Below are 23,118 nucleotides of genomic sequence, written 5' to 3'. Positions count from 1 at the left end.
ATATCCGGCCAAGGCGGTAAGAGGTGCCGGGGGCGGCGCGCTCGCGCCGCCCCCGGAGTCCGTCAGCCGTGGTCCTCCAGCATCTCGGTGACCAGGGCCGCGATCGGCGAGCGCTCCGAGCGCGTCAGCGTGACGTGCGCGAACAGCGGGTGGCCCTTCAGCTTCTCGATCACCGCCGAGACGCCGTCGTGCCGGCCGACGCGCAGGTTGTCGCGCTGGGCGACGTCGTGCGTGAGCACCACCCGTGACGCCGTGCCGAGCCGCGAGAGCACGGTCAGCAGGACGTTGCGCTCCAGCGACTGGGCCTCGTCGACGATGACGAACGTGTCGTGCAGCGAGCGGCCGCGGATGTGGGTCAGCGGGAGCACCTCGAGCATGCCGCGGTCGAAGACCTCGTCGAGGACGTCCTGGCTGACCAGCGCGCCGAGCGTGTCGAACACCGCCTGCGCCCACGGCTGCATCTTCTCGCTCTCGGACCCGGGCAGGTAGCCGAGGTCCTGGCCGCCGACCGCGTAGACCGGGCGGAACACCACGACCTTGCGGTGCTGACGGCGTTCCATCACCGCCTCGAGCCCGGCGCACAGCGCGAGCGCCGACTTGCCGGTGCCGGCCCGGCCGCCCAGCGAGACGATGCCGACGTCGGAGTCGAGCAGCAGGTCGAGCGCGACGCGCTGCTCGGCGCTGCGGCCGTGCAGGCCGAACGCCTCGCGGTCGCCGCGGACCAGCCGGATGCGCTTGTCCGCCGTGATCCTGCCCAGCGCGCTGGAGCTGCCCGCGAGCAGCCGCAGACCGGTGTGGCAGGGCAGCCCGGCGAGGTCGTCCATGCCCCATTCGACGGGGTCGACCGTGCTGCCGCCGAAGAGCGCGTCCAGCATTTCCTGCTGGACGTCGACGTCCGCCATGCCCGTCCAGCCGGACGGCGTCACTTCCTGCGCGCGGTACTCGTCCGCCTCGAGACCGACGGCCCCGGCCTTGACCCGCAGCGGGATGTCCTTCGTCACCAGCGTGACCGCCGGGTTCTCCGCCGCGAGGTTGAGCGCGCAGGCGAGGATGCGGTGGTCGTTGGAGTCGGTCCGGAACCCGGACGGAAGCACCGACGGGTCCGAGTGGTTCAGCTCCACCTGCAGCGTGCCGCCGTGGTCCCCGATGGGGAGCGGCGCGTCGAGCCTGCCGTACTGCCGGCGCAGGTTGTCGAGCATGCGCAGGGATTCCCGGGCGAACCAGCCGAGCTCCGGGTGGTGGCGCTTCGCCTCCAGTTCACTGATGACGACCAGCGGAAGCACGACAGCATGCTCGGCGAAGCGGGTGACCGCCCACGGGTCCGAAAGGAGGACCGACGTGTCGAGCACGTACATGTGCTGCTGGGATTCGGGCGAGGTCGAGGCTTTCTCCGGGCCAGGAACGGCACCGGTCGAAGAGTGGCCAGAGGCCTTACGGGGCAAACGCTGCGCAGTCACGACGGCATCTCCCTCGAGGGCGTGTGCACCTCACGCCCGCACTCGCTGGGCCGGGCACCTCCCTGGCTGGACCACTCCTCCTGACCGGTGGGTCAGGTGGCGCGGCCACGAGGGCCGGGTGCCGGCCCCCTCGTGCGTCTCGTGGGCGGCTGCGCCGCCCCCTCGATCACCGTCACGACCAGGGCCTCCCGCGAGGACCCGCACGGAACGCGTGCCCTCTTCTCGGAAGGTACCCACGAATGCCGGATCGCGCAGGGAGCCAACACGGTGATTCGCCAAACCGTCACCTCACTGTCGGTCGCCCGACATCCACGCCTCGTGACGATGACTGGGAGTGACCGGTCGCTCGATCGGTACCCACCCAGCGGTTTGATCTTGGCGAAATTGCTGACCCCGCGTATTCACAAGATCGACTGAAGTGCTTTTACCACGGACGGATCAGCGGCGCAGTTTCCGCCACCGAAAGAGACCCGGTCCGAGTGAAAGCACCTGCGTCGGGCTCACACAATGGGCTTACGCGCCGGACGGGACACCCGGTCGGCGAGTAATTTTCCGACTGCGGGACACACCGCCGGACATCCGGTGCCCGGATCCCAACAGTTCTACCTAGGAGTGTGCGAAGTGCTGAAGAAGGCTGGTTTCGTGGCTGCCACCGCTGCGGGCCTCATGATGGTGGGCAGCACCGCGTTCGCCGCGACGGGCGACCACGGCAGCACCCCGGACCCGACGTTCGGCGACGCCTACGCCACGTTCATCGAGGGCGGCGGCGCCCTGGGCTACGGCGCGGCCTCGCTGGTCGCCGGGGCCTACACGGGCATCGCCACCACCCCGGCGCTGGTCCTCCACTCGCTGGAGCACCACCACCACTGAGTGAAGCAGCCGAAGGGCCCCGGGGTGCGCTCCGGGGCCTTTCGGCGCTCTTACGAGCCGAACCTTCGGTGGCGCCAGGCGTAATCGCGGATGGCGCGCAGGAAGTCGACCCGGCGGAATGCGGGCCAATACGCTTCGGTGAACCAGAATTCCGAATGCGCGGACTGCCAGAGCAGGAATCCGGAAAGGCGTTGTTCGCCCGAAGTGCGGATGATGAGGTCCGGATCCGGCTGCCCCGAGGTGTAGAGGTGCTCGGAGATGTGGTCGACGTCGAGGATTTTCGCCAGCTCGTGAATGGTCGTGCCCTCGTCGGCGTGCTGGAGCAGCAGCTTGCGCACGGCGTCCGCGATTTCCTGGCGCCCGCCGTAACCGACCGCGACGTTGACCTCCATACCGCTCCGCCCCTCGGTGCGCGCGGCGGCTTCGCTGAGTCGCTTGGCGACTTCGGCGGGTAGCAGGTCCAGGGCTCCGACGATCCGGAGCCGCCACTGCGTCCCGGGTCCGGCGAGCTCGTCGGTGACGTCGGTGATGATCTTCAGCAGGGGTGTGAGCTCGTCCGGGTCGCGGTTGAGGTTGTCGGTGGACAGCAGCCACATGGTGACCACCTCGACGTCGGCCTCCTGGCACCAGCTCAGGAAGTCGGCGATCTTCTTCGCCCCGGCCCGGTGGCCGTCCGAAACGTCCGTGAAGCCCGCTTCACGGGCCCAGCGGCGGTTGCCGTCGAGCATGATGGCGATGTGCCGGGGATGCCGGCCGGCGGCCTGCTGGATGAGGCGCCGGCCGTAGGCGCTGTACACGACGTCGGACAAGAAGGAGCGAACACTCACGTCCAGGAAGAGTACGCACTCGGTGTGAGGCGCGTGACTCGACCGCTGCCGGGGAACCTACGGGCCCGTAACCTGGAACGGTGAGCCAGACGACCGAACCGCCGCCCCTGGTGGACCCCCGCCCGCGCCTGCGCGGGCACATCCACTTCTGGACGTTCTTCGGCGCGCTAGCCGCAGCCGCGACCCTGATCAGCCTGGCCGCGTCGACGGTCTCCCCGGTCGCCACACTGGCGACGTCCGTGTACGGCCTGACGGTGCTCGGCCTGTTCGGCGTGAGCGCGCTGTACCACCGCCGGTTCTGGAGCCCCCGGGCGTACAAGTGGATGAAGCGGGCGGATCACTCGATGATCTTCCTGTTCATCGCGGGCACGTACACCCCGTTCACGTTGCTGGCGATGTCGAAGCCGACGGGCTACGTGATCCTCTCCATCGTCTGGGGCGGGGCTGTTGCCGGCGTGGCGCTGAAGATGCTGTGGCCGCACGCACCGCGATGGCTCGGGGTCCCGATCTACATCGCGCTGGGCTGGGTGGCGGTGTTCGTCTTCCCGGAGCTTTTGACACACGCTGGCGTGGCGGCTCTGGTGCTCCTGTGCGTGGGCGGGCTGTTCTACACGCTGGGAGCGGTGTTCTACGCCGTGAAGTGGCCGAACCACTGGCCGGACACGTTCGGGTACCACGAGTTCTTCCACGCGTGCACGGTCCTGGCGGCGGTTTCGCACTACATCGCGATCTGGCTGGCCATGTACGCCTAGCTGCTCGCGATCAACCACGCAGCTGTTACGCCTGACCAGGCAAGCGAAAGGGGCCTTGCTCGCACACCTCAGCGAACAAGGCCCCTCCGAAGAGCGATCAGCCGAACATGCCCGGCTGGTACTCGCCCGCCGGGTTCTGGATGATCACGTTCAGCCTGTTCCACGCGTTGATCGTGGCCACCAGGGCGATCAACGCCCCGACCTGCTCGTCGTCGTAGTGCTTGCGCACTGCTTCCCACGTCTCGTCGCTGACGCCCGTGTGCGCGTCCGCCAGGCGGGTGCCCTCCTCCGCCAATGCCAACGCCGCGCGCTCGGGCTCCGTGAACACCGTTGCCTCGCGCCACGCCGCCACCATGGCCAGGCGGACCGCCGTCTCGCCGGCTGCCGCGGCGTCCTTGGTGTGCATGTCCAGGCACATTCCGCAGCCGTTGATCTGGCTGGCGCGGATCTTCACCAGTTCCTGCACGGCGCCCGGCAGCGACGACTCCTCGATCGGGCGGGACGCCGCGATCAGGCGCTTGACGAACTTGCTCGTGATCTCGTTCTCGAACATGTTGAGCCGCGCTTCCATGACCGTTTCCCTTCGTTCTTCGGTTTCACAGCCTTGACGAGGCGGGCGACGGCGTTGTGACAGGCCGGGGCGTGGCGCCGGTCACAGCGAAATCCAGGTCCACACCTTCGCGCCATCCCCCGCGCCGATGATCACGGCGGGAACACCCCTCCCTACCTGCGGCGAAGCCCGGGACCTAGCCAGCGGGGAACGCTTCAAACCACCACGTTCGGGGGTCACTCACGGGAACACCACGACGGTTGCCGTGATCACCGGGGCGGCCGACCGTGGGCTGCAACGAGACCCCAACGCGTGGAAGGGAGCACGACCAAGATGGCCAAGACCATGCAGCCCCAGGAGCTCATCGACAGCGCCGTGGTCGACCCGGCGGGCAACAAGCTCGGCAAGGTCGGCAACGTCTACCTCGCCGACGCGACGCACCAGCCGGAGTGGATCACCGTCAAGACCGGCCTGTTCGGCACCAAGGAGAGCTTCGTCCCGCTCTCCGGCGCGCGCACCGAGAAGGACGGCATCCACGTCCAGGTCGACAAGGACAGCGTCTCCGACGCGCCCCGCATCGACGCCGACGGGCACCTTTCGCCCGAGGAGAGCGCGCAGCTCTACCGCCACTACGGCCTGCCGGTGCCGCGGACCTCGCCCGACGGCCGGATGGGCAACCGGACGCAGGGCCGCGACCCGGCCATGGGCCGCGGCGGTCGCGGGAAGCCTGAGATGGACAGCATGACCCGCTCCGAGGAACGGCTGAACGTCGGCACCGAGCAGGTCGAGACCGGCCACGTGCGGCTGCGCAAGTACGTCGTCACCGAGGAGCAGCAGGTCACCGTCCCGGTGCGGCACGAGGAGGTGCGCGTCGAGCGGGAGCCGATCACCCGCGGCGACGGCAAGGCGGACATCGGCGAGGCCGAGCAGGACGTCGTCCTGCACGCCGAGAAGCCCGTGGTGCGCAAGGAAACCGTGCCGGTCGAGCGGGCGCGCCTGAAGACCGAAACGGTCACCGACGAGCAGACCGTCTCCGGCAAGGTCCGCAAGGAGCAGTTCGAGGTCACCGACGACGAGGGCAAGCGCCGCCGGTAAAGCCCCCGCTGGGGTGGCTGGCCCCCGACGCCGGCCACCCCAGCGGTCACGACCGCAGCATCGGCGCGGCCAGGAACTGCTCCGGGATCGCGAAGGCGTCCACCAGCGTCCGCGCGTGCGGGCGCAGCTGCGCGCACAGGCCGTTCACCGCCGCGGTGACGGCCTTTCCGCGCGCCGCCGTCAGGCGGCCGTGGCCCAGGAACCACGCCAGGTCCTCTTCGATCGCCGAAAGCGCGTACAGATCGCAGACGCGCTCCAGCAGCGCGCGGGCGTCCGGGTCTTCGCAGCGCTCGACGGCCGACGCGAACGCCTCCAGGATCAGCCGCTCGACGTGCACGCGGCCGGCGCGCAGCACGTGGTCCTGCGCCGAGTTGAACACGCCGAACGGGTCGGCCGCCGCCTTGCGCAGGCGCTTCGCCACCCCCTCCACGACGTGGTCCTCGCGGTCCTCGAACAGCCGGAGCTGCCAGTCGCGGCGGAAGAACGCCTCGGTGTCGGACGCTTCGGTGAGCAGCTCGACCGCCTTGCGCACCGAGGTCCGCTCCAGGATCGCGCTGACCACCTGGTCGGTGAAGAACCGAGCTGTCGCCAGCGGCGAAAGGTCCTCGAAGTCCTGCTTGTAGCTGGTCAGCAGCCCCTTCGCGACCAGCTGCAGCAGCACCGTGTTGTCGCCCTCGAACGTCGTGAAGACGTCGGTGTCGGCCTTCAGCCCGGGCAGCACGTTCTCCGCCAGGTACCCCGCGCCGCCGCACGCCTCGCGCGCGGTCTGGATCGCCGACGTCGCGTGCCACGTCCCGAGCGCCTTCAGCCCGGCTGCGCGCGACTCCAGCTCGCGCTGCTCCTCCTCGGGCGCCGACGAGTCGATGTCGTGCAGCTTCGCCACCAGCTCCTCCTGCGCGAAGTGCAGCGCGTACGTCTTCGCCAGCGCGGGCAGGAGTTTCCGCTGGTGGGCGAGGTAGTCGAGGACGACGACCTCGTCGCCGTCCGGCTTCGCGAACTGCCGGCGGACCTCGCCGTACCGGATGGCCAGCGCCAGCGCGCGTTTCGTCGCGCTGCCCGCGCTCCCGGCGACGCTCACCCGGCCGCGGATCAGCGTGCCCAGCATCGTGAAGAACCGGCGGCTGTCGCTCTCGATCGGGCTCGAGTACGTCCCGTCCTCGGCGACGTCGCCGAAGCGGTTCAACAGGGCCTCACGTGGGACGCGGACGTTGTCGAAGCTCAGCCGTCCGTTGTCGACGCCGTTGAGGCCCGCCTTCGGGCCGCAGTCCTCGATGGACACCCCGGGCATCGGCGCGCCGGAGTCGTCCCGGATGGGCACCAGGAACGCGTGCACGCCGCGCGACTCCGACCCCGTGATCAGCTGCGCGAACACGACCGCCATCCGGCCGTCGCGGGCCGCGTTGCCGATGTATTCCTTCTGCGCCATGGCGTCCGGCGTGTGCACGACGAACCCACCGTCCACGTAGGTCGCCGTGGTGCGCAGGTGCTGGACGTCGGAGCCGTGGCCGTGCTCGGTCATCGCGAAGCAGCCCAGCAGGTCGAGGTCCATGATCGCGCGCAGGTACCGCTCGTGGTGGCGGGACGTGCCGAGCAGCTGGACGGCGCCGCCGAAGAGACCCCATTGGACGCCGGCCTTCACCATCAGCGACAGGTCGCCGAAGCCGAGCATCTCGAACGACGTCACCGAGCCGCCGACGTCGCCACCGCCGCCGTACGCCGGGTCGAAGCCCAGGCCCGGCCGGTCGGTCTCGGCGAGGGCGCGCAGCTGGTCGAGCACCTGGGCGCGGTGCGCCTCGATGCCGAGGTCGACCGGGTCCCGGAACTCCGCGTCGGCCATCTGCGCGCGCACCCCGCGGCGCAGCTCGGCCCAGCGGCCGTCGAGGACGGCGGTCAGCGCGTCCGGATCCACCTTCGAGGGCACTTCGGGGACGTCCACGGCTACCTCCGGAAAGGACGAACGGCAGGCTTCCTACTCGTTGGTAGTAAGCCTGCCGCAGCCCCGCCGATCCCGCAGGTTCAGATCGGCTTGCCGTTGACCGTCACGTTCGTGAACCGGGCGTTGTCCACGTACTTCAGCGTGTTCGAGGTGTCGGACACACCGTCGAACCGGCAGTCCGAAACCGTGAATCCGTGCACGTGGGCGTCCGGAAGCCCGCTGACGTCGAACGTCTTTCCCGCGATCTTCGTGCTCGCGCAGTCGCTGATCGTGAACGGCCCGAACGAGGGAACGGTGGTCCCGGTCTGGTTGTTGTACGTCGATGTCACGAAGACGAAGTTCCGCGCGAAGGTGCCGGAGACGCTGTCCAGGTTGATGTTCTCGGTGAACCCGCCACGCAGCGTGTTCGACTTGACGTACAGCGCGAACTTCGTGTCACCCCGCACGGTGAGCCGGTACGCGTAGACGTTGCGGATCCCGCCGGTCTGCTCACTGCCGCACGTGATCGCACCCCAGTTCCCGTTCATCACGCAGTCGACGACGACGAGGTTCTGGCACGGCACGTTCACCCGGCGCCCGTCGGCGTCGCGGCCGGACTTGATCGCGATGTTGTCGTCGTGCGCGCCGAGGGTGCAGTTCGCGATGACGACGTGGTCGCACGACTCGGGGTCGCAGCCGTCGGTGTTGGAGTGCGCGGTGCTGGGATCGGTGCTGACGCCGTCGACCGTGACGTTGCGGCAGAGGGTCGGGTGCAGCTGCCAGAACATCGCGTTCTTCAGCGTGATGCCCTGGATCAGCACGTTCTCGCAGGCGTACGGCTCGACGAACGTCGAGCGCATGGTGTGCCCCGAGCCCGGCACAACCCGCTTCTCAGGCGGGATCCCCTTGGCCACCAACGATTCCAGGTACGCCCGATCGCTGCCCTTGTTCCACGACGACGTCGCCGCCGCGTCGAGCGTGCCACTGCCGGTCAGGCCGATGTTCTTCTCCCGGTACGCATAGATCATCGGCGACCGGTTGACGCACTCGATGCCTTCGTAGCGCGTCAGGACGTTCGGGAACTTCGAGGCGTCACCGCTGAATTTGAGCACCGCGCCCTTTTCGAGGTGCAGGTCGACGTTGCTCCTGAGGTGGATCGCGCCGGTGAGGAAACTGCCGCCGGCGGGCACGATCACGTGGCCGCCGCCGGCCGTGTGGCAGGCTTCGATCGCGTTCCTGATCGCCGCGGTGTTGTCGGTCTTGCCGTCGCTTTTCGCGCCGTAGCCGGTGATCGGGAACTTCCGGTCGGGGAACACGGGGATCGTCGTGTTCGCGACGATGGCGTTCGCCGCCGGCCACGGGAGCGCGGGAACGTCGGTGCGGGGTGCCGCCGAGGCGACGGCCGGGAGCAGCGGCACCGCCGCCACCGCGAGCCCGCCCTTGATCAGCTGCCGCCGGGTGAACCTGCCGTCCATGGACGCCTTCCTTCACGGGAAAGACCGGGTGCGACGGCGGAACCACGGCACGGACCGTGGGCACGAGGAACTCTAGGCGGCGAAGTGCCTCCAGGTCCAGGCTTGCGCGATCGGCGAAAAGGCTGTCATGATCGGGTCATGTCGATTCGAAAGGGCGTGCGCGCCCTCGCGCGTTGAGCGCCCCGCGGCGGCCGGACCGCCGACTTCCCGATATTTCCGCGTGGCTGAACCACGCCTTCCGCACGGACCCCGCTGATCGCGCCGCGGCCGAAGAGGCCATCAGCCGGCTCTACGCCCTGTTGGGCGAGCCACCGCCGGAGTTCGTGTGGGTGCCTTCCCCGAACGCCGCCGTCCCGCATTTGCCGCCGCCGCAAGCGCTTTCCAGCACTGGATCGTTGCCGCTGGAGGCGCGGTTGGCGTCTCGGACGGCCACGCTGCGCGAGCGACGGCGGCCGCTTCCGCCCGAACTGCGTCAGACGGTCAAGGAATCCGTCGCCGGCCTGGTCCGGGCCGCCATCCCGCAGTCACTGGGCCTGCACTGGTACGGCCAGCAGGACGCCTACTGGGTGACGCCGGACTCGGGTGACCCAGAGCTGGAGCTGTGGGCGACGCTGGTCCGCTCCTGCGGCTGGTGGTGGCCGCGCGACGGCGTCTGCGTCGTGGCCGAACGGCCGCTGGCGATCCGCACCGAGCCGTCCGGAAGCGCTTACCGGCTGCACAGCGCGTCCGGGCCCGCGGTGGTCTACCCCGACGGCTGGGCCGTGCACGTGTGGCACGGCACGCGGGTGCCGTCCTGGGTGATCGAGGACCCCACCGCGGACCGGATCAACCGGGAGTTCAACGTCGAGGTGCGGCGCTGCGCGATCGAGCACCTCGGCTGGCCCGCGTACATCGAGCAGGCCGGGCTGGAGCTGCTGAGCCGGGCACCCGATCCCGGCAACCCCGGCTGCTCCCTGGAGCTCTACAACCTGCCGCCACAGAAATGGCACGCGCCTTCGCGACTGCTCCTGGCCGTCAACGGCTCGGTGGAGCGCGACGGCACCCGCCGCCGCTACGGGCTGCGCGTGCCCGCCGGATTCGACCATCCCCACGACGCGGCCGGCTGGTCGTACGGGCTCACCGGAGCCCAGTACGCGCGCCTGCTGCGCCGGACCTGACTTCAGAGGTGATTCCTGTGTTTCTTTCCGAACTGCTCGGCAAGACCGGGCTCGACGTCCTCGACCACCTGGACCGCCAGGTCACCGTCCCGGTGATCGACGGGCTCCAGGCCCAGGGTGACCTGCTCGTCCTGCCGCTGGCGCTGCTGGACGCGGTGCCCTGGCGGCGCAGCTGGTGGGAGGTGCCCGCCGAAGGCCGCGAACTCGTCCGTGGCGAGGCGGGCAACAACCCGCACACGCTGGTCGCCGACCCCGGCACCTGCCGGTTGACGACCTGGGTGAACGACCCCGAACGCCTGGCGATCGCGATCTTCGAGAACACGGCACCGGCGTATTTGATCCATCCGGAGCACGGTGCCACCGGGATCGCACCCGGGGCTTGGGCGGTGCGGCGGCAGCGGGAGCTGGGGGCCGGATTCCGGAAGCCGGTGCTGATCGCGGACTGAGGGCCGCGGCTCGGCTGGGCGGTGTTCGGCTGACGGGTTGCGGGGTGCCGCCGAGGGGGCGGCACCGCGCGGTTCGGGCCACACAACCGAGCCGCGGGGTGCCGCCGAGGGGGCGGCACCCCGTGGCTCAGGCCAGGTCCGGGCCCTTCGAACGCAGGTCGTCCACCTTGCTCATCGCCTCCCGCAGCTCGCCGAGCCAGCTGTCGGCGTGCTGGCCGACCAGGCGGACCGCCCAGGCGAGGGCGTCCGAGCGGGACCGGGCCACCCCCGCGTCGACCAGGGTGTCGAGGATCAGGCGTTCCGGCTGCCTCAGCCGGGTCATCACCGGCGCCGAATGCGTCGTGAACAACGCCTTCGTCCCGCCCAGCCGGGCGCCCCACGCGACCTTGCGCTGGTAGCGGTGCTCGGCCTGGCGCGCGATCTCGATGCGCTCGTCGCGCGTCTCCTCGCGGTACCGGCTGATCCGGCCCTCCTCGGCCGCGGCGCGGGCGGCGTCGTCGGCGTACTCCTCGGTCAGCGGCGGCAGCTCGCCGACGACGATGATCTCCTCGCGGTCGACCGTGACCTCCGGTGCGCCGGTGAACCAGCCGTCGGGCAGGCGCCCGCCGAACCAGGCCGCCGCGTCGTCTGCCGAGGGCACTTCGGCCTGCTGCCAGCCGCGGCCACCCTTCCAGCCTCGTCCCATGACTCTCCACCTCCGCGATTACATGATTACAACGCTACCGACGCTACGCGCGCAGCACGGAAATCGGGACGGCGTTCACCCAGGGCGGAAGCGAGTCAGAGCTGGGCAGCGAGGGCCTCGGCCGTGGTGACGGGGCGGTCGCAGACGTAACCGCGGCAGACGTACGCCGCCGGGGCGCCGTCGACCAGCGGACGGTCGGCCAGCAGGGGGACGCCCGGCGCGTCCGGCTCGCCGGCCAGCACGATGCCGCCGCCGTGGATGCCCCGCGCGGCCGTCCGAAGCAGCTCCGCGTCGGAACCCACCACCGCGACCTGCACCGGACCGGCCTGCACCGCCTCGGCCACCGACAGCCAGTGCCCGGCGAACCGCGGCACCCGCCCCGCCAGCACTCCGGCCCGTCGCAGCGCCTGCTCGGCCGCCTCCCGGTACCGGGCCGAATCGGCGTGCCCGGCGAGCGCGGACGCCGTCAGCAGGGCCCCGGCCAGTGCGGACGCCCCGGACGGGCTCGCGTTGTCGCCGGGGTCGGCCGGGCGCTGGACCAGCGTCTCGGCGTCGTCGGCCGTGTCGAAATACGCGCCGGGGACGTCCGGGGACGCGAAGTGCGCCAGCGCCAGGTCGAGCAGCCGGGTCGCCTCGGTGAGCCACTTCGCGGAGCCGGTCGCCTGGTGCAGGGCCAGGAACCCGTCGGCGACGCAGGCGTAGTCCTCCAGCACCCCGGCCGATTCCCCGACGACGCCGTCGCGCGAACTGCGCCGCAGCCGTCCGTCGACGACGTGCACGCGCAGCAGCAACTCGGCCGCGTCGAGCGCCCACTCGATCCACTGTGGACGATCCAGGGCGACCCCCGCTTCGGCCAGCGCCGTGATCGCCAGGCCGTTCCAGGACGCGATCACCTTGTCGTCCCGGCCCGGCTGCGGTCGCTTCGCGCGTGCGTCCAGGAGCTTGACGCGCATCGGCTCCGGCAGGTCGCCGAACAGGCGCAACGTCGAGGCGCCGTCCTCGAACGTCCCCTCGTCGGTGACGCCGAACAGCTCCGCCGCGCGCGAACCGTCTTCGTCACCGAGCACCTCACGCAGCTGCGACGGCGTCCAGACGTACGTCAGACCTTCGACGCCTTCGGTGTCCGCGTCCAGCGAAGACGCGAAGCCTCCTTCAGACGTCCGCAACTCCGAAGCGAGGAACTCCGCGGTGCCGGTGGCGACCCGAAACGCCGTGGCCGAGCCGGTGCGCCGCCAGAGGTGGGCGTAGAACCTGAGCAGCAAAGCGTTGTCGTACAGCATCTTCTCGAAGTGCGGCACGATCCACTCGGCGTCGACGGAGTACCGCGCGAAGCCGCCGGCCAGCTGGTCGTACAGCCCGCCGCGGGCCATCGCCTCGGCCGTGGCGTCCGCCAGGGACAGCGCCACCGAAGAACCCGTGCGTTCGTGGTGGCGCAGGAGGAACTCCAGCACCATCGACGGCGGGAACTTCGGCGCGCGGCCGAACCCGCCGTTGACCGGGTCCGCCTCCTGCTCGAGCTTCCCGACCGCGCCGGCGAGCGCGGCTTCGTCCACCACGGACTCCTTGAGCGGCCCGGTCTGCTCGGCGAGGTGCGCGACGATCTGCTTCGCGCCGTTCAGCAGTTCGTCCGGCCGCTCCTGCCACGCTTCGGCGACGGCGGACAGGAGCTGCCGGAACGACGGCATGCCCGGCCGCGGCGACGGCGGGTAGTAGGTACCGCAGTGGAACGGCTCGCCGTCCGGGGTGAGGAAGCAGGTCATCGGCCAGCCGCCCTGCCCGGTCATCGCCTGCGTGGCGGCCATGTACACCGCGTCGATGTCCGGCCGCTCTTCGCGGTCGACCTTGATGTTGACGAAGTGCGCGTTCATCACGGCCGCGGTTTCGGCGTCCTCGAACGACTCGTGCGCCATCACGTGGCACCAGTGGCACGCGGCGTAACCCACGGAGAGCAGGATCGGCACGTTCCGCCGCCGCGCCTCGGCGAGCGCGTCGGGTCCCCACTGCCACCACTCGACCGGGTTCTCCGCGTGCTGGAGCAGGTACGGGCTGGTCGCACTGGCGAGGCGGTTCATGTGTCCAGGGTGGCACCCGGGAAAACCGGGCGCGCGGTCACCGGCCGCTCGGTCACACTGGGCCCGTGCTGCTGACGATCACCACGACCCGGACCCCCGCCACCGACCTGGGCTTTCTCCTGCACAAGCATCCGGAGAAGGCGCAGTCGGTCGCGCTGTCGGCCGGGACCGCGCACGTCTTCTACCCGGAGGCGGCGCCGGAACGGTGCACCGCCGCGTTGTTCGTCGAGATCGACCCGATCGAGCTCGTGCGCGGGGGCGGGACGTCGCTGACCCAGTACGTCAACGACCGGCCGTACGCGGGTGGCTCGTACCTCGCGGTCGCGCTGCGGGCGGCGTTCACGACGGCGCTCGCGGGGCGCTGCGCCGCGCGTCCCGAGCTGGTCGACGAGCCCTTCGACCTGGAGATCCACGTGCCGTCGCTGTCCGCGCGCGGTGGGGCCGAGGTCGTGCACAAGCTGTTCGAGCCGCTCGGCTGGCGCGTCTCGACCGCGCCGATCCCGCTCGACCCGCAGTTCCCGCAATGGGGCGACAGTCGCTATGTCGACTTACGACTCGCCGGCACCCAACGCGTCGCCGACGCCCTGCGCCACCTGTACGTCCTGCTGCCCGCGCTCGACGGCGACAAGCACTACTGGGTCGGCCAGGACGAGGCCGACAAGCTGCTGCGCGCCGGCGACGGCTGGCTCGCCGGGCACCCCGAGCGGACGCTCATCACGAACCGCTACCTCGAGCGGCGCCGCGCCGTCGTCACTTACGCGCTCTCGCGGCTGGCCGAGGCGGACGACGTCCCGGCGGAGGCCGAAGCGCTGGTCACGGAGGTGCCGGACCGGCCCGAGAGCCTCGCGTCGCAGCGCCACGGCAGCGTGCTCGCCGCGCTGCGGGCCGCGGGCGCCCGGCGCGTCCTGGACCTTGGCTGCGGTTCCGGGGCGCTGCTGCGCGTCCTCGAGAAGGAGCGCTCGTTCACCGAGATCGTCGGCGTCGACGTCTCGAGCAGTGCGCTGAACATCGCGGAGAAGCGGCTGAAGGACAACTCCCGCGTCACGCTGCGCCAGTCCGCGCTCACCTATGCCGATCCGGCGCTGGCCGGGTACGACGCCGCCGTGCTCATGGAGGTCGTCGAGCACGTCGACGAGGAGCGGCTGCCGGCCCTGGAACACGCGGTGTTCGGGGTCGCGGCGCCGCGCACGGTGCTCGTCACGACGCCCAACGCGGAGTACAACCGGCTGTTCGAGTTCCTGCCGATGGGGCATTTCCGGCACGCCGACCACCGGTTCGAATGGACGCGAGCCGAGTTCCGCGCCTGGGCGGACGGCGTCGCGACCCGGCGCGGCTACGACGTCCGATACGTGCCGATCGGACCGGAGGACCAGGAATCGGGACCGCCGACCCAGATGGCGGTCTTCACCACCCACGAGGAGGTGGCCGCGTGAAGCTGACCGTTCCCGACATGTCGCTCGTCGTGCTCGTCGGCGCTTCCGGCTCCGGCAAGTCGACGTTCGCGCGCACGCACTTCGCGCCGACGCAGGTGCTCTCCAGTGACTTCTTCCGCGGGCTCGTCGCCGACGACGAGAACGACCAGTCGGCCTCGGCCGACGCCTTCGACGCCCTGCACTACGTCGCGGCGAAGCGGCTCGCGGCCGGGCGGACGACCGTCATCGACGCGACGAACGTCCAGCGTGCTTCGCGGGCGAGCCTGGTGAAGCTCGCGAAGGAGCACGACGTGCTGCCGACGGCGATCGTGCTCGACCTGCCGATCGCCGTCTGCGCCGCGCGCAACGCCTCCCGCGCCGACCGCGACTTCGGCGACCACGTGATCCGGCGGCAGCGCGGTGAGCTGCAACGGTCGCTGAAGTCGTTGGAGCGCGAGGGTTTCCGGCGCGTGCACGTGCTGCGCAGCGAGACCGAGGTGGCCGAAGCCGAAATCGTCGTCGAGCCGCTGCGCAACGACAAGCGCGAGCTGACCGGGCCGTTCGACGTGATCGGCGACGTCCACGGCTGCGCGGCCGAGCTCGAGGAGCTGCTGGCCGAGCTGGGGTACGCCGACGGCGTGCACCCGGACGGGCGAACGGCGGTGTTCGTCGGCGACCTCGTCGACCGCGGCCCGGACACCCCGGGCGTGCTGCGCCGGGTGATGGCGATGGCCGAAACCGGCAACGCGCTGGTCGTGTGCGGGAACCACGAGCAGAAGCTGGTGCGCGCGCTGCACGGGCGGAAGGTCAACGTCGCGCACGGGCTCGCCGAGTCGCTGGAGCAGCTCGCCGCGGAAAGCGAGGACTTCCGGCGGAAGGCGCACGAATTCTGCGACGGGCTGATCGCGCACTACGTCCTCGACGGCGGCAAGCTCGTCGTCGCGCACGCCGGGCTGCCCGAGCGGTACCACGGGCGTGCGTCCGGGCGGGTGCGCAGCATGGCGCTCTACGGCGACACCACCGGCGAGACCGACGAGTACGGCCTGCCGGTGCGGCTGCCGTGGGCCCGCGACTACCGCGGGTCCGCGATGGTCCTCTACGGGCACACGCCGACGCTGGAGCCGGAGTGGGTCAACAACACGATGTGCCTCGACACCGGGGCCGTCTTCGGCGGGAAGCTCACCGCGCTGCGCTACCCCGAGCGCGAAGTCATCTCGGTGAAGGCGCACCGGGTCTGGTACGAGCCGACCCGGCCGCTGGACGCGTCGCGCCCGCTCGCGGGCCGGGAACCCGCGGTGCTGGAGCTGACCGACGTCACCGGGAAGCGGATCGTGCAGACCGCGCACCACGGCCGGGTCGGCGTCTCGGCCGAGCAGTCGGCGGCGGCGCTGGAGGTGATGAGCCGGTTCGCGGTCGACCCGCGGTGGCTGACCTACCTGCCGCCGACGATGGCGCCGTGCTCGACGTCGTCCCGCGCCGACCACCTCGAGCATCCGGAGGAGGCGTTCGCCGAGTACCGCGCGGCCGGGGTGCAGTCCGTGCTGTGCGAAGAGAAGCACATGGGCTCGCGGGCCGTCGTGCTGGTGTGCCGGGACGACGACGTGGCGTACCAGCGCTTCGGGATCCGCGGCGGTGGCGCGGTGTACACGCGGACCGGGCGGCCGTTCTTCTCGGCCGCGCAGAACGACGAGCTGCTGGCGGAGGTGCGGTCGGCGGCCGCCGGGCTGTTCGAGGAGCTGGGTTCGGGCTGGCTGCTGCTCGACGCCGAGCTGCTGCCGTGGAGCGCCAAGGCGGGGTCGCTGATCTCGTCCCAGTACGCCTCGGTCGGCGCGGCCGCCGAAGCCGTGCTGCCGGCCGCGGTTTCGGCGTTGACGACGGCGGCCGGGCGCGGCGTCGACGTCTCGGAGCTGCTGACGCGGACGGCCCTGCGCGAGTCCACAGTGGACTCCTACCGGGCGGCCTACCGACGGTACTGCTGGCCGACGTCGGGCCTGGACGGCGTCCGGCTGGCGCCGTTCCAGCTGCTGGCGGCCGAAGGGGCGGCCTACCACGACCGGCCGCACGCGTGGCACCTCGAACTGCTGGATCGGCTGACCGGGCCGCGCTTCCAGCGGACCCGGACGCTTTCGGTCGACCTGCTGGACGACGCGTCGGTGGCCCGGGGCGTCTCGTGGTGGGAGGAGCTGACCGCCGACGGCGGCGAAGGCATGGTCGTGAAGCCCGCGGGGAACCTGACGCGGGGGGCGCGCGGCCTGGTCCAGCCCGGGGTGAAGGTGCGCGGGCGCGAGTACCTGCGGATCATCTACGGGCCCGACTACACCCTGCCGTCGAACCTGGAGCGGCTGCGCAAGCGCGGGCTCAACCGCAAGCGCATGCTGGCGCTGCGGGAGTACGCGCTCGGGCTGGAGGCCCTGGAGCGCGTGGCGCGGGGCGAGCCGCTGTGGCGGGTCCACGAGTGCGTGTTCGCGGTCCTCGCCCTGGAGTCGGATCCGGTCGACCCGCGGCTCTGAGCTAGTCGGCCTTGGTGGTCGAGGAGTCCTTCGCGGGCTTCTCGGCCACCTGCGGCTCCGCGGCGGCCCCGGGCTGCTCCGGTGCTTCTTCAGCCGGGGGCTCGTCGAAGCTGGCCGGGACGCGCTTGAGGTGCTTCGTCATCGAGCGGACCAGGAACGCCACCGCGATGAGGAACAGGATCAGCACCAGGAAGCCGACCGGGGAGGACTTGCCGAAGTCCTCCCCCTGCCCGCCGTTGTCGCCGTTGCCCGGCTGCTGCGTCAGGACCAGGGCCGACGCGGTCACCGGGAGCGCCACGCCGGCCGGCAGCGTCAGACTCATGTGTTCACCTTCTCCTCGATGCCGATGCCGGCGAACAGGTCGTCCTCCGGCAACGTGCTGTCGACCAGCGACTTGACCAGCTCGTACTCCTCGGTCGGCCAAGTCTCGCGCTGGATCTCCAACGGGACGAAGAACCAGCGGCTGTTCGGGTCGATCTGCGTGGCGTGCGCCTTGAGCGCCTCGTCCCGCACCTCGAAGTATTCACCGCACTCGACGCGGGTCGTCACCCGCTCCATCACATCGGCGCGGTCGGGGTCCCACTTGGCCAGCCACTCGGTGTACGGCGACTCGAGCCCGGCCTCCTTCAGCGCCTCGTCGAAGGCCACCATCCGGGCCTTCGAGAAGCCGTGCATGTAATACAGCTTCAGCGGCTGCCACGGCTCGCCCGCGCCGGGGAACCGGTCCGGGTCGCCCGCCGCGTCCCACGCCGCCATCGACACCTCGTGGGTGCGGATGTGGTCGGGGTGCGGGTAGCCGCCGTTCTCGTCGTAGGTCGTGATCACGTGCGGGCGGAACTCCCGGATCACGCGCACGAGCGCCTCGGTCGACTCCTCCAGGGGCACGACGGCGAACGAGCCCTCGGGCACCGGCGGCAGCGGGTCGCCCTCCGGCAGGCCGGAGTCCACGAAGCCCAGCCAGCGCTGGCTCACGCCGAGGATCTTGGCCGCGCGGGCCATCTCCTCGCGGCGGACCTCGGCCATGTTCGCCAGCACCTCGGGCCGGTCCATGGCGGGGTTCAAGATGCTGCCGGCTTCGCCACCGGTGCACGTGACGACCAGCACCTCGTGACCTTCGGCGGCGTAGCGCGCCATCGTGGCGGCGCCCTTGCTCGACTCGTCGTCCGGGTGCGCGTGCACGGCCATCATGCGCAGGCGCGGCTTGGCGGTTTTCCTCAGCTCGTCGGCGTCCACCATGCTCCGAACGACTCCCCTTCTGCCCTTATTCCGCGACCCACCTGCGGGCCGCCCACCCAGCGAGCGGATACTCGAGACGTACCCGCGTCTCCATTGTCCCCACGGGTACGACAAGAACGAGCAGGAGGCCCCGGGTTGGCAGGCAGACCGGCGGAAACGGCAGCGCCCGTGCTGCCCGAAGGCCGGTATGGCACGGGCCACGCGAAGACGCCCCGGCGCTGGCGGCGGTGGCTCTTCCTCGCCATCGCCCTGCTGGTCAGCGGCGTGATCGCGTGGGTCGCGTACGTCAACCTCGGTTCCGCGCCGATCGACGCCGAGCGCGTCGCGTTCGCCAAGGAACCGGGCAACGCGATGGAAATCACCATCAACGTGACCCGGGACGACGACAACCGGCCGGGCGTGTGCGTCGTCCGCGTCCGTGACAAGACCGGCGCCGAGAGCGGCCGCAAAGAGCTCTTGGTCCCCGCCGGCGCGAAGTACAGCAGGATGACCACGACGATCAAGAGCATCGGGGAACCGGTGACCGCCGACGTCTACGGCTGCTCGTACGACATACCACGCTACCTGTCAACCCCATAGCGGCCAACGGGGTGAACCGCGCGCCCAGTGCCCACGACGTGCGGAATTAACGGGCGTCGGCCTGTCGCGCCGTGATACTCTGACCCCTCAGCACGGCCCACGACGGGCCGTGTTTTTCCTTTATCTCAGCCACGCGGGCACCTACGCCCGCGTGGGCCGGCTTGAACACGCAAGCCTGGCAGGCCCGACGAGGAGATGGTGACCGTGAGCGACACCAAGGTGACCTGGCTCACCCAGGATGCCTATGACCGGCTCAAGCACGAGCTCGACGAAATGATCGAGAATCGGCCGGTCATCGCCGCGCGCATCAACGACAGCCGCGAAGAAGGCGACCTCAAGGAGAACGGCGGCTACCACGCCGCCCGTGAAGAACAGGGCCAGGCCGAAGCGCGCATCCGGCACCTCCAGGAGCTGCTGCGCTCGGCCAAGGTCGGCGAGGCGCCCGCGAACGACGGCACCGCCGGCCCGGGCAAGGTGCTCACCGTCCGGTACGAGGGCGACGACGAGGACGAGAAGTTCCTGCTCGCCACCCGCGAGGAAGGCGCCGAGGGCGACCTCGACGTGTACTCCCCGGAGTCGCCGCTGGGCAAGGCCCTGCTCGGCGCCAAGGAGGGCGAGTCCCGCGAGTACGAGCTGCCCAACGGCAAGATCCAGAAGGTGACGCTCGTCAAGGCGGTCCCCTACACCGACACCAAGTAAGCGCGATGCGCGTCCGGCTCCCATGGCCGGGCGCGCATGACCGCGGCTAACGTTCCTCCCAAGAGCCACGTTCTGGGAGGAAAGAGTCTTGAGCACCGAACCGATCTGCCTCGCCTGCGGCATGCAGTACGCCGTGGCGCGTGACGACTGCCCGATCTGCGAGGACGAGCGCCAGTACGTCCCGCGGTCCGGGCAGCAGTGGACGAACCTCGACACCCTGCGCGCGAGCGGCACCTACACCCCGCGCGTCGAGGAGCAGGGCCGCGGCATCATCGGCGTCGGCTCGAACCCGGGGTTCGCGATCGGTGAACGCGCGCTGCTCGTCCAGGCCGGGTCCGGCAACTTCCTCTGGGACTGCGCCGCCTACCTCGACGACGCCCTGGTCGAGCAGGTCCGCGCCCTGGGCGGGATCACCGGCATCGCGATCAGCCACCCGCACTACTACACGACGATGGTGGAGTGGGCGCGCGCCTTCGACGTGCCGATCTACCTGCACGAAGGCGACCAGCAGTGGATCGGCAGGCCCGACCCGGCGGTGAAGCTGTGGTCCGGCACGACCCTCGACGTCGCCCCCGACCTGCGGCTGATCAACCTCGGCGTGCACTTCGACGGCGGCACGGTGCTGCACTGGCCGGACGGCGAGGAGGGCCGCGGCGCGCTGCTGTCCGGCGACATCGTGCAGGTGATCCCCGACCGCACGCACGTGGGCTTCATGTACAGCTACCCGAACCTGATCCCCGAGCGCCCGCACATCGTCCGTCGCGCGGCGGAGCTTCTCGCGGGTTACCGCTTCGAGGCGATCTACGGCGCCTGGTGGGACGCGATCGTCCGCACGGACGGCTTCGAGGTCGTCCAGCGCTCCGCGAAGCGCTACCTGGCCCACGTCGTCGACGAAGGCTGAGCCGTCACCCCCGCGCGGTCCGCTCCAGCAGCGGGCGGACCCGCGGCGGGACCGGCGTCGACAGGGCGATCGACGTCGACGTCCGCAGCACGTCGGGGACGCCGACGACCTCGTCGATCACCCGCTGCAGGTTGTCGTTCCCCCGCGCCACCATCCGGACGAACAGGTCGCCCTGGCCGGTGGTCGCGTGGACCTCGCAGACCTCGTCGATCGCGGCGAGGGCCTCCGCCACCTCCGCGCGGCGGCCCTGCGCGATCTCGAGCACCGCGAACGCCGTCAGCTCGTAGCCCATGGCCGCCAGGTCCAGCTCCGGCGGGAAGCCGCCGAGGATGCCGCGCTCGGTGAGGCGGTCGAGCCGGGCCTGGACCGTGCCGCGGGCGACGCCGAGCCGGCGCGCGCACTCCAGCACCCCCAGCCGCGGCGAGTCGGTGAGCAACAGCAGCAGCCGCGCGTCCAGTGCGTCGAGGTTCTCCGGCATTGCTCTCTTCCTCTGCGCAGGTTGTCCATCGTGACCGCCGCTTTCCGGCGATGACTAGTCACGTTGTCCAGTAAAATCTTCGACCATTGCACATCTTGCCTCACAGGCCGATCCTTCGGGTATGACCCAGACTGCCGAACCGCAGGGCGCCCTCGACGACGTCAGCTACGACCAGCTGCGTCAGCTCGTCGGGCTCGTCGACCACGACGCCTCGACCGACCCGTTCCCGGTCAAGGCCATGGACGCGGTGGTGTTCATCGCCGGCAACGCCACCCAGACCGCCTGGTACTACCAGATCGCGTTCGGGATGCAGCTCGTCGCGTACTCCGGCCCGGAGACCGGCGTCTACGAGCGCAAGTCCTACGTGCTGAAGTCCGGCTCGGCCCGGTTCGTCATCACCGGCGGTGTGAAGCCCGACTCGCCGCTGCTCGACCACCACCGCAACCACGGCGACGGCGTCATCGACCTGGCGCTGGAGACCACCGACGTCGACAAGTGCATCGAGCACGCCCGTGCGCAGGGCGCGACCATCCTCGAGGAACCGCACGACGTCTCCGACGAGCACGGCACCGTGCGCATGGCGGCCATCGCGACCTACGGCGAAACCCGCCACTCGCTGGTCGACCGGTCGCGCTACACCGGCGTCTACCTGCCCGGTTACGAGCCGCGCGAGAGCTCGATCAAGCGGCCCGAAGGCGCGCCGAAGCGGCTGTTCCAGGCCGTCGACCACTGCGTCGGCAACGTCGAGCTCGGCAAGATGGACTACTGGGTCGACTGGTACCACCGCGTCATGGGCTTCGTGAACATGGCGGAGTTCGTCGGCGACGACATCGCGACCGAGTACTCGGCGCTGATGAGCAAGGTCGTCTCGAACGGCAACCACCGGGTGAAGTTCCCGCTGAACGAGCCGGCCGTGGCGAAGAAGAAGTCGCAGATCGACGAGTACCTCGAGTTCTACGGCGGCGCCGGCTGCCAGCACATCGCGCTGGCCACCAACGACATCATCGCGACGGTCACCGCGATGCGCGCCGCCGGCGTCGAGTTCCTCGACACCCCGGACTCCTACTACGACGACCCGGAGCTGCGCGCCCGGATCGGCAACGTCCGCGTGCCGATCGAGGTGCTCAAGGAGCACAGCATCCTGGTCGACCGCGACGAGGACGGCTACCTGCTGCAGATCTTCACCAAGCCGATCGGCGACCGCCCGACCGTGTTCTACGAGCTGATCGAGCGGCACGGCTCGCTCGGCTTCGGCAAGGGCAACTTCAAGGCCCTGTTCGAGGCGATCGAGCGTGAGCAGGAGCGCCGCGGCAACCTCTGACACACATCTCGGCGAAGGCCACCGTGGGAGACCCCTGGGTCCCCTATGGTGGCCTTTGGCGTGTTCCGGGAACCGACGGCTCCCCGGATCCGTCAGTGTGGAGACGCAGAGAGAAGGGGCCGGGATGCCGGACAGCATCGACGCCAGCGACGCGATGATCGACAACTGGACCAAGCGGCTCGAGGAGAACGCCGCCCGGTACCAGGCGCTGGCCGATCGCATGCAGGGCCAGTCGGTCACCGAGCGGTCGAAGGACGGCACCGTGCAGGTGACCGTCGATTCGCGCGGCCTGCTGAAGAACCTGGTCATCTCCGAAGCCGCGGCGGGCAAGCGGATGGCCGAGGTGTCGGCGCAGGTGATGCAGCTGGTGCAGCGCGCGCAGGCGCGGATCCCGGAGCTGTTGCAGCAGGCCATGACCGAGACCACCGGCACCGGCGACCAGGCCGCGGTGGAGATCGTGCGGGAAGCGCAGAGCACGTTCCCCGAACCGCCGCCGGAGCCGGAGCCCGCGTTCCCGGAGCCCGACCGCGTCCGCCGGTTCCTGCCGGAGGACACCGAGGAGCCGCCGCGGACCCCGCCGCCCGCGCCTCCGCAGCAGCCGCAACCGCCGCGGCGACGGCGTCCGGCCGACAACGACGATGACGACGACTTCGGCGGACCGATTCTTTCCTGAGGGGGAAA

The 23,118-nt window shown here is 70.5% G+C and carries 22 protein-coding genes; 12 read left to right on the top strand and 10 right to left on the bottom strand.

Annotation, left to right across the window (positions count from 1 at the left end; genetic code table 11):
- Window positions 1-62: 62 nt before the first annotated feature.
- Window positions 63-1,355 carry an RNA 5'-3' helicase PhoH2 gene (phoH2, locus tag ACH54P_RS36390; protein ID WP_489907824.1) on the bottom strand — a complete coding sequence of 431 codons (1,293 nt, stop codon included), beginning with the start codon at window positions 1,353-1,355 and terminating at the stop codon, window positions 63-65.
- A 744-nt stretch (window positions 1,356-2,099) separates the two neighbouring features.
- On the opposite strand from phoH2, the gene ACH54P_RS36385 reads away from it, so the two are divergent.
- Entirely contained in the window at window positions 2,100-2,327 is a 228-nt protein-coding gene (locus ACH54P_RS36385) for a hypothetical protein (RefSeq protein ID WP_489907823.1), read from the top strand.
- A gap of 50 nt (window positions 2,328-2,377) precedes the next feature.
- On the opposite strand, the gene ACH54P_RS36380 is transcribed toward ACH54P_RS36385, so the two are convergent.
- Entirely contained in the window at window positions 2,378-3,154 is a 777-nt protein-coding gene (locus ACH54P_RS36380) for an isoprenyl transferase (protein WP_489907822.1), read from the bottom strand.
- Between the two features lie 110 nt (window positions 3,155-3,264).
- Between ACH54P_RS36380 and trhA the strand changes: the two genes are divergently transcribed.
- Window positions 3,265-3,906, top strand: coding sequence for a PAQR family membrane homeostasis protein TrhA (gene trhA / locus ACH54P_RS36375; protein ID WP_489916842.1), 642 nt, complete (start codon window positions 3,265-3,267; stop codon window positions 3,904-3,906).
- Between the two features lie 97 nt (window positions 3,907-4,003).
- On the opposite strand, the gene ACH54P_RS36370 is transcribed toward trhA, so the two are convergent.
- Window positions 4,004-4,477 carry a carboxymuconolactone decarboxylase family protein gene (locus ACH54P_RS36370; protein ID WP_489907821.1) on the bottom strand — a complete coding sequence of 158 codons (474 nt, stop codon included), beginning with the start codon at window positions 4,475-4,477 and terminating at the stop codon, window positions 4,004-4,006.
- A gap of 312 nt (window positions 4,478-4,789) precedes the next feature.
- On the opposite strand from ACH54P_RS36370, the gene ACH54P_RS36365 reads away from it, so the two are divergent.
- The gene (locus ACH54P_RS36365; RefSeq protein ID WP_489907820.1) at window positions 4,790-5,551 is read left to right on the top strand and encodes a DUF2382 domain-containing protein; all 762 of its coding nucleotides are present in this window, start codon (window positions 4,790-4,792) and stop codon (window positions 5,549-5,551) included.
- A 46-nt stretch (window positions 5,552-5,597) separates the two neighbouring features.
- Here ACH54P_RS36365 and ACH54P_RS36360 read toward each other — a convergent pair whose 3' ends face one another.
- Window positions 5,598-7,487 (bottom strand): acyl-CoA dehydrogenase family protein, encoded by a 1,890-nt coding sequence (locus ACH54P_RS36360; RefSeq protein ID WP_489907819.1) that lies wholly within the window; start codon window positions 7,485-7,487, stop codon window positions 5,598-5,600.
- Between the two features lie 80 nt (window positions 7,488-7,567).
- Window positions 7,568-8,941: a glycosyl hydrolase family 28 protein gene (locus tag ACH54P_RS36355; protein ID WP_489907818.1), complete on the bottom strand. Its 1,374-nt coding sequence runs from the start codon at window positions 8,939-8,941 to the stop codon at window positions 7,568-7,570.
- A 413-nt stretch (window positions 8,942-9,354) separates the two neighbouring features.
- Here ACH54P_RS36355 and ACH54P_RS36350 point away from each other — a divergent pair, with 413 nt between their 5' ends.
- Window positions 9,355-10,098 (top strand): DUF6745 domain-containing protein, encoded by a 744-nt coding sequence (locus tag ACH54P_RS36350; RefSeq protein ID WP_489907817.1) that lies wholly within the window; start codon window positions 9,355-9,357, stop codon window positions 10,096-10,098.
- A gap of 17 nt (window positions 10,099-10,115) precedes the next feature.
- On the top strand, window positions 10,116-10,544 hold the full coding sequence (locus tag ACH54P_RS36345; RefSeq protein WP_489907816.1) for a DUF8820 family protein: 429 nt from the start codon (window positions 10,116-10,118) through the stop codon (window positions 10,542-10,544).
- Window positions 10,545-10,671: 127 nt separating this feature from the next.
- Here ACH54P_RS36345 and ACH54P_RS36340 read toward each other — a convergent pair whose 3' ends face one another.
- Window positions 10,672-11,229 (bottom strand): hypothetical protein, encoded by a 558-nt coding sequence (locus ACH54P_RS36340; RefSeq protein ID WP_489907815.1) that lies wholly within the window; start codon window positions 11,227-11,229, stop codon window positions 10,672-10,674.
- 95 nt (window positions 11,230-11,324) lie between these two features.
- Window positions 11,325-13,301 carry a thioredoxin domain-containing protein gene (locus ACH54P_RS36335; RefSeq protein WP_489907814.1) on the bottom strand — a complete coding sequence of 659 codons (1,977 nt, stop codon included), beginning with the start codon at window positions 13,299-13,301 and terminating at the stop codon, window positions 11,325-11,327.
- Window positions 13,302-13,366: 65 nt separating this feature from the next.
- On the opposite strand from ACH54P_RS36335, the gene ACH54P_RS36330 reads away from it, so the two are divergent.
- Entirely contained in the window at window positions 13,367-14,734 is a 1,368-nt protein-coding gene (locus tag ACH54P_RS36330) for a 3' terminal RNA ribose 2'-O-methyltransferase Hen1 (RefSeq protein WP_489907813.1), read from the top strand.
- Window positions 14,731-17,223: a polynucleotide kinase-phosphatase gene (locus ACH54P_RS36325; protein WP_489907812.1), complete on the top strand. Its 2,493-nt coding sequence runs from the start codon at window positions 14,731-14,733 to the stop codon at window positions 17,221-17,223. Before ACH54P_RS36330 ends, ACH54P_RS36325 begins: the two co-directional genes overlap by 4 nt.
- Before the next feature lies 1 nt (window position 17,224).
- Here ACH54P_RS36325 and ACH54P_RS36320 read toward each other — a convergent pair whose 3' ends face one another.
- Both ACH54P_RS36320 and mca read right to left on the bottom strand, forming a co-directional pair.
- A complete protein-coding gene (locus tag ACH54P_RS36320) occupies window positions 17,225-17,545 on the bottom strand; it encodes a hypothetical protein (protein ID WP_489907811.1) in 321 nt (106 codons plus the stop codon).
- Window positions 17,542-18,459: a mycothiol conjugate amidase Mca gene (gene mca / locus ACH54P_RS36315; RefSeq protein ID WP_489907810.1), complete on the bottom strand. Its 918-nt coding sequence runs from the start codon at window positions 18,457-18,459 to the stop codon at window positions 17,542-17,544. The genes ACH54P_RS36320 and mca overlap by 4 nt, the downstream gene beginning before the upstream one ends.
- Window positions 18,460-18,594: 135 nt before the next feature.
- On the opposite strand from mca, the gene ACH54P_RS36310 reads away from it, so the two are divergent.
- The 3 genes from ACH54P_RS36310 to ACH54P_RS36300 all read left to right on the top strand — a co-directional run bounded on the left by ACH54P_RS36310 (window position 18,595) and on the right by ACH54P_RS36300 (window position 20,638).
- Window positions 18,595-19,038 carry a DUF4307 domain-containing protein gene (locus ACH54P_RS36310; RefSeq protein WP_489907809.1) on the top strand — a complete coding sequence of 148 codons (444 nt, stop codon included), beginning with the start codon at window positions 18,595-18,597 and terminating at the stop codon, window positions 19,036-19,038.
- A gap of 195 nt (window positions 19,039-19,233) precedes the next feature.
- Complete coding sequence (gene greA, locus ACH54P_RS36305; RefSeq protein ID WP_489907808.1) at window positions 19,234-19,737, top strand: transcription elongation factor GreA; 504 nt, start codon at window positions 19,234-19,236, stop codon at window positions 19,735-19,737.
- Between the two features lie 88 nt (window positions 19,738-19,825).
- A complete protein-coding gene (locus tag ACH54P_RS36300; RefSeq protein ID WP_489907807.1) occupies window positions 19,826-20,638 on the top strand; it encodes an MBL fold metallo-hydrolase in 813 nt (270 codons plus the stop codon).
- 4 nt (window positions 20,639-20,642) lie between these two features.
- Here the strand turns inward: ACH54P_RS36300 and ACH54P_RS36295 are convergent, their stop codons facing one another.
- Window positions 20,643-21,116, bottom strand: coding sequence for an Lrp/AsnC family transcriptional regulator (locus tag ACH54P_RS36295; protein ID WP_489907806.1), 474 nt, complete (start codon window positions 21,114-21,116; stop codon window positions 20,643-20,645).
- 121 nt (window positions 21,117-21,237) lie between these two features.
- Here ACH54P_RS36295 and hppD point away from each other — a divergent pair, with 121 nt between their 5' ends.
- Together hppD and ACH54P_RS36285 are read left to right on the top strand one after the other, a co-directional pair.
- Window positions 21,238-22,437 carry a 4-hydroxyphenylpyruvate dioxygenase gene (hppD, locus tag ACH54P_RS36290; RefSeq protein WP_489907805.1) on the top strand — a complete coding sequence of 400 codons (1,200 nt, stop codon included), beginning with the start codon at window positions 21,238-21,240 and terminating at the stop codon, window positions 22,435-22,437.
- A gap of 124 nt (window positions 22,438-22,561) precedes the next feature.
- Window positions 22,562-23,110 (top strand): YbaB/EbfC family nucleoid-associated protein, encoded by a 549-nt coding sequence (locus ACH54P_RS36285; protein ID WP_489907804.1) that lies wholly within the window; start codon window positions 22,562-22,564, stop codon window positions 23,108-23,110.
- Window positions 23,111-23,118: the final 8 nt, after the last annotated feature.

The organism is Amycolatopsis sp. N2S4-7, assembly GCF_058119595.1.
The sequence above is the reverse complement of the archived record's forward strand: the minus strand, read 5'-3'. Positions and strand labels throughout refer to the sequence as shown.